This is a genomic window from Frigoribacterium sp. RIT-PI-h (genome assembly GCF_001297205.1).
Classification (GTDB): Bacteria; Actinomycetota; Actinomycetes; order Actinomycetales; family Microbacteriaceae; genus Frigoribacterium.
The window spans coordinates 1-12,275 of sequence record NZ_LHOZ01000067.1; the positions used below are offsets into that span (position 1 = coordinate 1).

General features: G+C 71.1%; 11 protein-coding genes and 1 pseudogene. 11 read left to right on the forward strand and 1 reads right to left on the reverse strand.

Annotation, left to right across the window (positions count from 1 at the left end; translation table 11 throughout):
- The first annotated feature begins 229 nt into the window (after positions 1-229).
- From lepA to hemW, 3 genes are read left to right on the forward strand one after another with little or no spacing between them, the layout of a single operon-like run.
- Positions 230-2,080: a translation elongation factor 4 gene (lepA, locus tag AEQ27_RS08260; RefSeq protein WP_054146216.1), complete on the forward strand. Its 1,851-nt coding sequence runs from the start codon at positions 230-232 to the stop codon at positions 2,078-2,080.
- Between the two features lie 5 nt (positions 2,081-2,085).
- Positions 2,086-2,859, forward strand: coding sequence for a DUF1990 family protein (locus AEQ27_RS08265; RefSeq protein ID WP_082383358.1), 774 nt, complete (start codon positions 2,086-2,088; stop codon positions 2,857-2,859).
- A 2-nt stretch (positions 2,860-2,861) separates the two neighbouring features.
- The gene (gene hemW / locus AEQ27_RS08270) at positions 2,862-4,088 is read left to right on the forward strand and encodes a radical SAM family heme chaperone HemW (RefSeq protein ID WP_054146217.1); all 1,227 of its coding nucleotides are present in this window, start codon (positions 2,862-2,864) and stop codon (positions 4,086-4,088) included.
- Between the two features lie 123 nt (positions 4,089-4,211).
- Here hemW and AEQ27_RS18305 read toward each other — a convergent pair whose 3' ends face one another.
- On the reverse strand, positions 4,212-4,715 hold the full coding sequence (locus AEQ27_RS18305; protein WP_235451027.1) for a DUF4870 domain-containing protein: 504 nt from the start codon (positions 4,713-4,715) through the stop codon (positions 4,212-4,214).
- 180 nt (positions 4,716-4,895) lie between these two features.
- On the opposite strand from AEQ27_RS18305, the gene hrcA reads away from it, so the two are divergent.
- The 8 genes and pseudogenes from hrcA to era all read left to right on the forward strand — a co-directional run bounded on the left by hrcA (position 4,896) and on the right by era (position 12,190).
- Entirely contained in the window at positions 4,896-5,918 is a 1,023-nt protein-coding gene (gene hrcA / locus AEQ27_RS08280; protein ID WP_054146218.1) for a heat-inducible transcriptional repressor HrcA, read from the forward strand.
- Between the two features lie 109 nt (positions 5,919-6,027).
- Positions 6,028-7,146, forward strand: a complete 1,119-nt coding sequence (gene dnaJ / locus AEQ27_RS08285; RefSeq protein WP_054146219.1) for a molecular chaperone DnaJ — start codon at positions 6,028-6,030, stop codon at positions 7,144-7,146.
- A gap of 2 nt (positions 7,147-7,148) precedes the next feature.
- Positions 7,149-8,033 carry a 16S rRNA (uracil(1498)-N(3))-methyltransferase gene (locus tag AEQ27_RS08290; RefSeq protein ID WP_082383359.1) on the forward strand — a complete coding sequence of 295 codons (885 nt, stop codon included), beginning with the start codon at positions 7,149-7,151 and terminating at the stop codon, positions 8,031-8,033.
- Positions 7,943-8,320, forward strand: a complete 378-nt coding sequence (locus tag AEQ27_RS08295; protein WP_054146220.1) for a histidine triad nucleotide-binding protein — start codon at positions 7,943-7,945, stop codon at positions 8,318-8,320. The genes AEQ27_RS08290 and AEQ27_RS08295 overlap by 91 nt, the downstream gene beginning before the upstream one ends.
- Positions 8,310-9,425: a PhoH family protein gene (locus AEQ27_RS08300; RefSeq protein ID WP_054146221.1), complete on the forward strand. Its 1,116-nt coding sequence runs from the start codon at positions 8,310-8,312 to the stop codon at positions 9,423-9,425. The genes AEQ27_RS08295 and AEQ27_RS08300 overlap by 11 nt, the downstream gene beginning before the upstream one ends.
- Complete coding sequence (gene ybeY, locus AEQ27_RS08305) at positions 9,422-9,883, forward strand: rRNA maturation RNase YbeY (RefSeq protein ID WP_054146222.1); 462 nt, start codon at positions 9,422-9,424, stop codon at positions 9,881-9,883. Before AEQ27_RS08300 ends, ybeY begins: the two co-directional genes overlap by 4 nt.
- A 7-nt stretch (positions 9,884-9,890) precedes the next feature.
- Positions 9,891-11,183: pseudogene (locus tag AEQ27_RS08310) on the forward strand (hemolysin family protein); the annotation flags it as partial.
- A 2-nt stretch (positions 11,184-11,185) separates the two neighbouring features.
- A complete protein-coding gene (era, locus tag AEQ27_RS08315) occupies positions 11,186-12,190 on the forward strand; it encodes a GTPase Era (protein ID WP_082383360.1) in 1,005 nt (334 codons plus the stop codon).
- Positions 12,191-12,275: the final 85 nt, after the last annotated feature.

A 12,275-nucleotide genomic window follows, 5' to 3' on the forward strand; every position in this document is an offset into this window, starting at 1 on the left:
GCCCCGAACCCCGGCTCGGCGGCCTGACGCGCGGTCCCGCCGACCCATCCGCGTCGGCAACTCCTGCCTGCAGCCGCCGCCCGAGCGGCGGACCGGGGAGGCGCGGTGCCGTCCGCGGCACCAGGCAGGAGTAGCCGACCGGCGGGCCCCCCCCGGCCCGACGCCCGCTCGGTCGCCCGGGCGTGGGAGAATCGAGCGGTCCCCCCGCCCACCACCCCCAGAGGATCGTGTGAGTCCCCAAGCAACCCGCGCACTCGAGCCGGCGTCGACCGAGCCCGAGTCCCTCCGCAACTTCTGCATCATCGCGCACATCGACCACGGCAAGTCGACCCTGGCCGACCGCATGCTCGGCATCACCGGCGTGGTCGAGTCGCGCGCGATGCGTGCCCAGTACCTCGACCGCATGGACATCGAGCGCGAGCGCGGCATCACGATCAAGAGCCAGGCCGTGCGCATGCCGTGGGAGCGCAACGGCGAGACCTTCGCACTCAACATGATCGACACCCCCGGCCACGTCGACTTCAGCTACGAGGTCTCCCGCTCGCTGGCCGCCTGCGAGGGCGCGATCCTGCTGGTCGACGCGGCCCAGGGCATCGAGGCGCAGACCCTGGCGAACCTCTACCTGGCGCTCGAGAACGACCTCGAGATCATCCCGGTGCTCAACAAGATCGACCTCCCGGCGGCCGACCCCGACAAGTACGCCGCCGAGCTGGCGGGCCTGATCGGCGGCGACCCCGCCGACGTCCTGCGCGTCAGCGGCAAGACCGGCATGGGCGTCGAAGAGCTCCTCGACCGCGTGGTCGACCGCATCCCCTCGCCCGTCGGCGTCAAGGACGCACCGCCCCGGGCGATGATCTTCGACTCGGTCTACGACAGCTACCGCGGCGTCGTCACCTACATCCGCATGATCGACGGCACCCTGCACCCTCGCGAGAAGGTGCAGATGATGTCCACGAAGTCGACGCACGACATCCTCGAGATCGGCGTCTCGTCGCCCGAGCCCGTCCCCAGCCAGGGGCTGTCGGTCGGCGAGGTCGGCTACCTCATCACCGGCGTGAAGGACGTCCGCCTGTCGAAGGTGGGCGACACCGTCACGACGGCGGCCAAGCCCGCGACCGAGGCGCTCAGCGGCTACACCGAGCCGCTGCCCATGGTCTTCTCGGGGCTCTACCCGATCGACGGCAGCGACTACCCCATCCTGCGCGAGGCCCTCGACAAGCTCAAGCTGTCGGACGCTGCGCTCGTGTACGAGCCCGAGACCTCGGTGGCCCTGGGGTTCGGCTTCCGTTGCGGGTTCCTCGGCCTGCTGCACCTCGAGATCGTCACCGAGCGCCTCGAGCGTGAGTTCGGCCTCGACCTCATCACGACGGCGCCGAGCGTCATCTACGAGGTCACCACCGAAGACAGGCAGACCGTCACGGTCACCAACCCCAGCGAGTTCCCGGGCGGCAAGATCACCAGCGTCAGCGAGCCCATGGTCAAGGCGGGCATCCTCGCGCCGAAGGACTACGTCGGCGTGATCATGGAGCTCTGCCAACAGCGCCGCGGCACCCTGCTCGGCATGGAGTACCTCGGTGAGGACAGGGTCGAGATCCGCTACGCGATGCCCCTCGGCGAGATCGTGTTCGACTTCTTCGACAGCCTCAAGTCGAAGACCGCGGGCTACGCCAGCCTCGACTACGAACCGATCGGCGACCAAGAGGCCGACCTGGTCAAGGTCGACATCCTGCTGCAGGGCGAACAGGTCGACGCGTTCAGCGCGATCGTGCACCGCGACAAGGCCTACGCCTACGGGGTCCTCATGACGGGCCGGCTGCGCGAGCTCATCCCGAGGCAGCAGTTCGAGGTGCCCATCCAGGCCGCCATCGGTGCCCGGATCATCGCCCGCGAGAGCATCCGCGCCATGCGCAAGGACGTCCTGGCCAAGTGCTACGGCGGCGACATCTCGCGCAAGCGCAAGCTGCTCGAGAAGCAGAAAGAGGGCAAGAAGCGCATGAAGACCATCGGTCGGGTCGACGTGCCCCAAGAGGCCTTCATCGCCGCCCTCAGCGGCGACGTCGAGAAGAAAGACAAGAAGTAGGGCGCATGCGTCGAGCCACCCACACCGAGACCCGCACGACCTACGGCGAGGTCGGGGCGACGCAGGCCCCCGACCTCATGCAGTACCCGCCGAAGGGCTTCAAGCCGGCCGAGTACCGGGCCCGCGTCGGCCACGGCGACGCCCGCTTCGCCGCGGCCTGGATCGCCACCATGACCTGGCAGATCCAGGAGCGCAGCGGCATCCGTGTCCGGGTCGACAGCGTGCCGCCGGCCGACGAGAGCGAGTACACGCCCGTCCAGTTCGACGAGCACGGGCAACCGGTCGACGCGGCCGAGTGGGCGACCGCGCGGGACGAGTCGCGGTACTCGCCCGACGGCACGCCCCTCCTCACGGCGGGCACGACGGCCACGCCCAGCATCGAGGCCTACGGGCGCACGGTCGAGGCGCCGGTCCGCGTCGTCTACGTCATCGACGAACCGAAGCGCAAGGGCTTCGCGTACGGAACCCTCGACGGCCACCCCGAGAGCGGCGAGGAGTCCTGGATCGTCGACCAGACCGACGACGGTTCGGTCTGGCTCTCCATCCGGTCGTTCTCGAAGCCGTCGAGCGCGAAGTGGCGCCTCGTGGCACCCTTCCTGCGACGCACGCAGGCGCAGTACACGAAGCGGTACCTGCGGGCCCTGAGCCTCAACGACAAGGGCGAGCAGACCGACGAGGTCGTCGTCGTCGAGGACACCGAGGCCGGGGTCGGCGATCCCCGCGGTGACGACCGGCCCCCGACCGGCCCGCGCGGCGACGCCTCGGGAACCGGCGCCTGACGGTGCCCGGAGCCCTTCCCCTCGGCGATCCCGCCCCCGTCGACGGACGCCTGCCCGAGACCGTCGCGGTCGGCGCGGACGACCGCAACTTCGGGGTCTACCTGCACGTCCCGTTCTGCCGTGTGCGCTGCGGGTACTGCGACTTCAACACGTACACGGGCGACGAACTGCGGGGCGCGCGCCGGGACGACTACGCCGGGCAGGCCGTCGCCGAGATCGAGCTCGGGGGCCGGGTGCTGCGCGAGGCGGGGCTGCCGCCGCGCCGCGCCTCCTCGGTGTTCTTCGGCGGGGGCACCCCGACGATGCTGCCCTCGGGCGACCTCACGTCGATGCTGCACGCGATGGTCGACACCTGGGGTCTCGAGCCGGGTGCCGAGGTGACGACCGAGGCGAACCCCGACTCGGTCGACGCCGCGTACCTGCAGCAGCTCGCCGACGCCGGTTTCACGCGCGTCAGCTTCGGCATGCAGTCGGCCGTGCCGAGCGTGCTCGCCACCCTCGAGCGCACGCACGATCCCGAGCGCATCCCGTTCGTGGTGCGCTGGGCGCGCGACGCCGGGCTCGACGTCAGCCTCGACCTCATCTACGGCACGCCCGGCGAGACCCTCGACGACTGGAGGCGTTCGCTCGACGTCGCCCTCGAGCAGCAGCCCGACCACCTCTCGGCCTATTCGCTGATCGTCGAGGACGGCACGAAGCTCGCCCGCCAGATCAAGCGGGGCGAGGTCCCGATGCCCGACGACGACACCGCCGCCGACATGTACGAGATCGCGGACGACCGGCTCGCCGCGGCAGGGTACGACTGGTACGAGGTCAGCAACTGGTCCCGGGGTGTCGAACATCGCTCCCGACACAACCTGGCCTACTGGCAGGGCCACGACTGGTGGGGCGTCGGCCCGGGCGCGCACAGCCACGTCGGTGGCGTCCGCTGGTGGAACGTCAAGCACCCGGCCGCCTACCAGCAGCGCATGGCCGCGGGCGAGTCGCCGGCCGCCGGGCGCGAGACCCTCGACGACGAGACCCGTCGGGTCGAGCGCGTCCTGCTCGGGGTGCGCATCCGCGAGGGGCTGCCGACCTCCGGGCTCGACGACGACGGTCGCCAGGCGGTCGCCGGCCTCATCGCCGACGGCTGGGTCGAGGGGCGCCCGGCCCTGCAGGGTCGCGTGGTGCTCACCCGCGAAGGTCGCCTGATGGCCGACGCCGTCGTGCGGCGCCTGCTGCCCGACTGACCGCGCACCCACCTCCTGCGCCTCGCGCACGGCGGACCGAGGAGGCGCGGGCCGGGAACGCAGGAGGCGCGGCTCCCGGGGGAGTCGCGCCTCGCGTCGTGCCCGTCCGGGCCGGTCGACCGTCTACTTGATGAACTCGATGGTCAGCGGGTACTTGTACCACTGGCCCTTGTTGGCCGCGACGGCGGCGATGATCGAGAAGATGACGACGAGGATGCCGGCGACGAGTGCGAGAACGCCGCCGATGACGATGACCGTCAGGATCGCCGAGATCACGTAGACGATGGCCATGGTGATCTGGAAGTTCAGCGCCGTCTTGGTGTGCTCCCGGATGAACGGGCCGCGGTCCTTGAGCACGAGGTAGCCGACGAGCGCCGGGACGAACGCGAAGATGATGCCGCCGAGGTGGATGAGCGTGGCCCAGAGCTTCTCGTCCTCAGGGCGCATGGGCTGGACGGGCTGCGGCTGGTAGCCGGGCTGCTGACCGTAGCCGGGGCCGGGCTGCTGGCCCTGACCGAAGGGCTGACCGGGCTGCTGGCCTTGGCCGTAGGGCTGGCCGGGCTGCCCGTTCTGGCCGGGCTGACCGTTCTGCGGGCCGTTCGGCTGGGCGGGAGGGGTCTCGGTCATGGCTGCACCTGTTCGTGAGTGTCCTGCGGATGTCCCCGCCACCCTAGGGCAGCCGGGCGCGGCGCGAGTAGGCCTCGCGACGGAGGTGTCGTACGATTGGCAGTCCGGCACGGCGAGTGCCAGGCCCGGTCGCCCGGCGTGCGGACGACCCGGGGGGCGTCGAGCGAAGAGAGGTGCGTCATGGTCTCCGAACGCGGTCTCGAAGTGCTGCGCGTCATCGTGCACGACTACGTCGCGTCCCGCGAGCCGGTGGGGTCCAAGTCCATCGTCGAGCGACACCAGTTCGGCGTCTCGGCGGCGACGATCCGCAACGACATGGCGCTGCTCGAAGAAGAAGAGCTCATCGCGGCCCCGCACACCTCGTCGGGTCGCGTGCCGACCGACAAGGGCTACCGGCTCTTCGTCAACCAGCTCGCCGACCTGCGACCGCTCAGCGCCGCCCAGCGTCAGGCCATCGAGACCTTCCTCGGCGACTCCACCGACCTCGACGAGGTGCTGGGTCGGACGGTCCGTCTGCTGTCGCAGCTCACCAACCAGGTGGCGCTGGTGCAGTACCCCACCTTCTCCCGGGCCCGCGTGCGTCACGTCGAGCTGGTCAGCCTGGGCGACGGCCGCGTCATGACGGTGCTCATCACCGACAGCGGCCAGGTCGAGCAGCGGGTCGTCGACATCCGCACCACCGTCGACGAGTCCTTCCTGTCCGAGCTGCGGGCCGCCATCAACGCCGCGGTCGGCGGACGGCCCCTGGGCGAGGCGTCCACGGCCCTCACCGACCTGCCGACGCGCTTCCGCCCCGACCTCGCGGCGGTCGTCGGCGTCGTCGTCGCGAGCCTCACCGAGCAGATCGCCGCCGGACGCCAGGACCGCCTCGTCATGGCCGGCGCGGCGAACCTCGTGCGCACGGGCGACGACTTCAGCGGCGACCTCTTCCCGGTGCTCGAGGCGATCGAAGAGCAGGTCGCGCTGCTGCGGTTGTTCGGCGAGATGCAACTCGACGCCGTCGACGTGGCCGCGAGCATCGGGCGTGAAAACGCCTCGTTCGGGTTGTCGCAGGCGTCGGTGCTGGCCAGCGGGTACTCGACGCAGGGCAGCGAGATCGCGAGGCTCGGCGTCCTCGGGCCCATGCGCATGGACTACTCGACCAACATGGCGGCGGTGCGTGCCGTCGCCCGCTACCTGTCGTCGCTGCTCGCCGAACGGTAGCCGACGCCGACGGCCCCGGCCGTCCCACGACCCCCATCCCCGTCCCGGTCCGCCGGGCCCGGCCCCGCCGGGAAGACCACCACACCACACCAGAGGCAGACGAGAACCAGTGGCAGATCATTACGACGTCCTCGGAGTCGACCGTCAGGCGACCCCGGAAGAGATCAAGAAGGCGTACCGCAAGCTCGCCCGCGAGCTGCACCCCGACGTCAACCCCAGCCCCGAGGCGTCCGAACGCTTCAAGGACGTCACGCACGCCTACGACGTGCTCAGCGATCCGCAGCAGCGCGAACGGTACGACCTCGGCCCGCAGCCCGGTTTCGGTGGCGGCGGAGGAGGCGGGGCCGCCGGCTTCGGCGACATCTTCGACGCGTTCTTCGGCGGCGGGGGTGGCCAGGGTCAGCGCCAGGGCCCGCGGTCGCGACGCGAGCGAGGGCAGGACGCCCTGCTGCGCCTCGAGGTCGACCTCGAGGACATCGTCTTCGGCACCCAGCGCGACATCGAGGTCGACACGGCCGTCCTCTGCGACACGTGCAGCGGCTCGTGCTGCGCGCCCGGCACGTCGCCGCAGACCTGCGACATCTGCGGTGGCTCCGGCCAGATCCAGCGCACCGTGCGCTCCCTGCTCGGCAACGTCATGACGTCGAGCCCGTGCGGCACCTGCCGGGGCTACGGCACCGTCATCCCGAACCCCTGCCCGACCTGCCAGGGGCAGGGCCGCGTACGGGCCCGTCGCTCGATCCCCATCGACATCCCCGCGGGCGTCGACACGGGCCTCAGGCTCCAACTGCCCGGCCAGGGCGAGGTCGGCCAGGCCGGCGGCCCGAACGGCGACCTCTACCTCGAGGTCAAGGTGCGCCACCACGACACGTACAGCCGCAACGGCGACGACCTGCTGGCGACGCTCGAGGTGCAGATGGCCGACGCCATCCTCGGCACGTCGACGACGCTCACCGGGCTCGACGGCGAGATCGAGGTCGAGATCAGGCCCGGCACCCAGAGCGCCGACATCATCACCGTGAAGGACCGCGGGATCACGCGTCTGCGCGGAACGGGTCGCGGCGACCTCAAGATCGGCGTCCAGGTGGTCACCCCGACCAAGCTCAGCCACAAAGAGCGCGAGCTGATCGAGAAGTTCGCCTCCGGTCGGCGCTCCCCGGCTCCCGAGTTGTCGCACTTCCAACAGGGCCTCTTCGGCAAGTTGCGCGACCGCTTCCTGAACTTCTGATCGTGGCGCACTTCTACCTGGTCGACGACCTGGTCGCCGCCGACGTCGGCGGGACCGTCGAGCTGACCGGTTCCGAGGCCCGGCACGCGGTCACGGTCAGCCGCGTGCGGGTGGGCGAGGCACTCACCCTCGGCAACGGTCGGGGCTTGGTCGTCCAGGGCGAGGTGACCGAGGCGGCTCCCGAGCGCTTGGTGCTGCTCTCGACGCGGGTGGTGCGGCACGAGCCGCCGACGACGCGGCTGGTCCTCGCCCAGGCCCTCGCCAAGGGCGATCGCGACGAGCTCGCGGTGCAGGCCGCGACCGAGCTCGGCGTCGACGAGATCGTGCCGTGGGCCGCGGCCCGCAGCATCTCCCGGTGGGAGGGCCCCAAGGTCGCCAAGGGGCTCACCCGCTGGTCGACGATCGTGCGCGAGGCGACCAAGCAGTCCATCCGTCCGTGGGCACCCGAGGTGTCCGGGCTCGCGACGACGCGGCTGCTGGCCGAGCGCGCCTCCCGCGATCTCGCGCTCGCGCTCGAGCCGGCTGCCGAGCCGGCGCCGACGGCGGTCGACCTGACCGCGGGGGGCGGGGTGCCCGCCCGCGTCGTCGTGGTCGTCGGTCCCGAGGGCGGGGGGTCGCCCGCCCGACTGCAGCAGCTCGCCGCGGCGGGTGCCCCCCCCGCGCGCCCCCGGGACGCCGCCCCCCGCACCCCCTCGGCCGGCCCCGCCGCGCTCCCCGTCCTGGGCGCACGTCTCGGCCGCCGGGGACCCCGACCCCCCCGGGGGCCGTGTCGGCGGTCGTCGCTACGATGGGCAGCATGTCCGAGACCTCCGACGAGCCCCCCGTCTTCGGCCGCACCGCCGCGCGCGAGATCCCCGCCGACATCGTGTTCGAGAGCGACACGGTGATCGCCTTCCGCGACATCGCGCCCCGGGCACCCGTCCACCTGCTCGTGGTGCCCAAGACCCAGGCGTACCGCGACGTCGTCGAACTCGCCGCGGGCGACCCGGCGCTGCTCGCCGAGCTGGTGGCGACCGCCTCCCGGCTCGCGGCCGACCCGGCGGCGTTCGGGGAACACTCCGGGTCCGAGTTCCGTTTGATCTTCAACACCGGCGCATCCGCCGGGCAGACCGTGTTCCACGTGCACGCCCATGTGCTCGGCGGACCCCTGGAGGAAGGCACCCTTGCCCACTAGCGACACGAACGCCACCGGCCCCTCGACACCGACGACGGGCGACGACGTCCGGCGCGTCGACGTCAGCGTCGACGGCGTCGCCATGGTCCAGCTGCTGGGCCCGCAAGACCGCCTGCTCCGTGCGGTCGAGAAGCAGTACCCCGAGGTCCGCGTGCTCGTGCGCGGCAACGAGGTCACCCTCGAGGGGCCCTCGTCCGCCGTCGACCGGGCCGAGGGGCTCGTCGACGAGCTCGTCTCGATGGTCCGGGGCGGCCACGACCTCGGCCCGGCCGAGGTCGCGACGTCGGCCCGTCTGCTCGACTCGGGGCAGGGCAGCCCGTCCGAGGTCTTCGGTCAGCCCATCGTCACCAGCCGCGGCAAGGGCGTCCGGGCGAAGACCCCGGGTCAGAAAGAGTACGTCGACGCGATCGACCAGCACACCATCACGTTCGGCATCGGTCCGGCCGGTACGGGCAAGACCTACCTGGCCATGGCCAAGGCCGTCCAGGCGCTGCAGCGCCGCGAGGTCCAGCGGATCATCCTGACGCGTCCCGCGGTCGAGGCCGGCGAGCGGCTGGGGTTCCTGCCGGGCACGCTCACCGACAAGATCGACCCGTACCTCCGCCCGCTCTACGACGCGCTCAACGAGATGATGGACCCCGAGATCGTGCCCAAGCTGCTCGCGGCCGGCACCGTCGAGGTGGCCCCTCTCGCCTACATGCGCGGTCGCACCCTCAACGACGCGTTCGTCGTCCTCGACGAGGCGCAGAACACGACGCCCGAGCAGATGAAGATGTTCCTCACCCGTCTCGGCTTCGGTTCGCGCATGGTCGTGACGGGCGACGTCACCCAGGTCGACCTGCCCACCGGGGCCAGCGGCCTCCAGCTCGTCACGACGGTGCTCGGCGGCATCGACGACATCCACTTCGCCCGTCTCACCAGCGACGACGTCGTGCGGCACACGCTCGTCGGCCGCATCGTCGACGCGTACACGACCTACGACGCCGAGCGTCAGGCCCAGCAGCACCGCCGTCACGAGGCGGCACACGAACAGACCGAGTCGGGCAACCGCGCCGAGCGGCGGGCCGACGCCCGCGACCGCCTGCCCAAGAGAGGAACCCGGTGAGCATCGAGGTCGCCAACGAATCCGCCGTCGAGGTCGACGAGGCCACGGTCCAACGTCTGGCCACCTTCGCCCTCGACCAGATGCACGTGCACCCCGAGGCCGAGCTCGCGATCGTCTTCGTCGACGAGGCCGCGATGGAGCAACTCCACGTCCAGTGGATGGACGAACCCGGCCCGACCGACGTCCTGAGCTTCCCGATGGACGAACTGCGTCCGGGCACCGAGGACGAGCCGACGCCGGCCGGCCTGCTCGGCGACATCGTCGTGTGTCCGCAGGTGGCCGTCGCCCAGGCGGCCACGGCGGGGCACACCCCTCTCGACGAGATGCTGCTGCTCACCTGCCACGGCATCCTGCACCTCCTCGGGTTCGACCACGCCGAGCCCGACGACGAGCGCGAGATGTTCGGTCTTCAGCGCGAGATCCTCGCGGCCTTCGCCGCGGCCGACACGAGCAGGTGACGCGGTGATGGTCACGGTCTTCGTCGTCGTGGCGGTCTTCCTGGTGGTCTTCGGCGGCCTGCTGGCCGCGGCCGACTCGGCCCTCGGTGTGCTCAGCCGCCAGGACCTCCTCGACGAGGCCGACGACGATCCGCGTCACGCGACCGCGCTTACCGCCATCGCGGCCGACGTCGGGGCACACGTCAACGCCGTCAACTTCGTGCGCATCCTGGCCGAGACGTCGGCGGCCGTCCTCGTGTCGTTGTCGTTCGCGTTCTCGGTCGAGCCCTGGTGGCTGGCCCTGCTGCTCTCGGCGCTCATCATGACGGTCGTGTCCTTCGTCCTCGTCGGCTCCAGCCCGCGCAGCGTCGGTCGCGCCCACGCCCGTGGTCTCGTGCGGCTCACCTCGGGGCTCGTGCGGTTCGTCCGGGTCGTCCTCGGGCCGCTGGCCGACGCCCTGGTGGCCGTCGGCAACCGGGTGACCCCCGGCCGTCCGCGCAGTGCGTCGTTCTCGTCCGAAGAGCAGTTGCTCAGCATGGTCGACGAGGCGACCGAGCTCGACGTCCTCGAAGAGGACGACCGCGAGCTCATCCACTCGATCTTCGAGTTCAGCGACACCGTGGTCCGCGAGGTCATGGTGCCCCGCACCGACATGGTCACCCTCGACGCCACCGCCTCGGTCGGATCGGCGATGAGCCTCTTCCTCGGCAGGGGCGTGTCCCGGGTGCCCGTCGTCGGCCGCGATTCGGACGACGTGGTCGGCATCGTGTACCTGCGCGACCTCGCCCGACGGTTGCACGAGCACAGCGGCGACGACTCGGCTCCCGTCACGACGCTCGCCCGCCCGGCGGTCTTCGTGCCCGAGTCCAAGAAGGCCGACGACGCGCTGCGACAGATGCAGCTCGACAAGAACCACCTCGCGATGGTCGTCGACGAGTACGGCGGCATCGCCGGCCTCGTCACGCTCGAGGACCTCATCGAAGAACTCGTCGGCGACATCAGCGACGAGTACGACCGCGAGGTCGCCCCGCAGCGCGAGGTATCCGCGGGGGTCTTCCGGGTGAGTGCCCGTCTCCCCGTCGACGAGCTCGGCGACCTCTTCGGCCTCGAGCTCGACGACGACGATGTGGACTCGGTGGGCGGTCTGCTCACCAAGGTCCTGGGGCGACTGCCCGAGCAGGGGTCGGTCGTCCGCGTGTCGGGCCTCGTCCTCACGGCCGATCGCACCGAGGGTCGTCGTCACGATCTGCAGACCGTCCTGGTCGAGCGTGATGCCGACCTCGCGGACGCCCAGGCCGCGTTCGCCGACGCCGCTCAAGACGACTGCGCGCCGGGTCGTCGCGACCCCCCCACCTCCCACCCGCTCCACCACGTTCACGAACGGCCCCCACGTCGCCCCCCGGAGACGACCTCACCCCCTCGGCCGCGCCTCCTCGGGGGTCGACCTACCGAGCCGGGTTCGTCTCGTTCGTCGGGCGGCCCAACGTCGGCAAGTCGACGCTGACCAACGCCCTGGTGGGCCAGAAGGTGGCCATCACCTCGTCGAAGCCGCAGACGACCCGCCGGGCCATCCGCGGCATCGTGCACCAAGCGTCCGGTCAGCTGGTCCTGGTCGACACACCGGGCATGCACCGTCCGCGCACGCTGCTCGGCGAGCGGCTCAACGACATCGTCCAGACCACGCTCGGCGACGTCGACGTGATCGGGTTCTGCGTGCCGGCCGACGAGAAGCTGGGCCCGGGCGACCGGTTCATCAACGAGCAGCTCGACCAGTACCCGAGGGCCAAGAAGGTCGCGATCGTCACCAAGACCGACGCGACGTCGCGGCCCGCGGTCGCCGAGCAGCTGCTCGCGGTCAGCCGGCTGCGCGACTGGGAGGCCATCATCCCGTTGTCGGCCGTCAGCGACGTGCAGCTCGACGTCCTCACCGCCGAGCTCATCAAGCTCATGCCGGTGTCGCAGCCTCTCTACCCGTCCGACGCGGTGACCGAGGAAGGTCTGACGGACCGGGTGGCCGAGTACGTCCGCGAGGCCGCGCTCGAGGGCGTGCAAGACGAGCTGCCGCACTCGCTCGCCGTCACGATCGACGACATGGTCGAGCGTGACGACAAGGACCTCCTCGAGATCTACGCGAACCTGTTCGTCGAGCGCGACAGCCAGAAGGCCATCGTCATCGGCAAGGCCGGTCAGCGACTGCGCGAGGTCGGCGAGCGTGCCCGGGCGCAGATCGAGCCGCTCGTCGGCAAGCAGGTGTTCCTGTCGATCCGCGTGAAGGTCGCGAAGGACTGGCAGCGCGACCCGAAGCAGCTCGGTCGGCTGGGGTTCTGACCCGTCTCACCGTCGACCGGCCTCGTCCCTCTCGGACGGGTCGGCCTCGTCCCTGCGGATGATCGCGATGGTCCCGAGGTCGTTC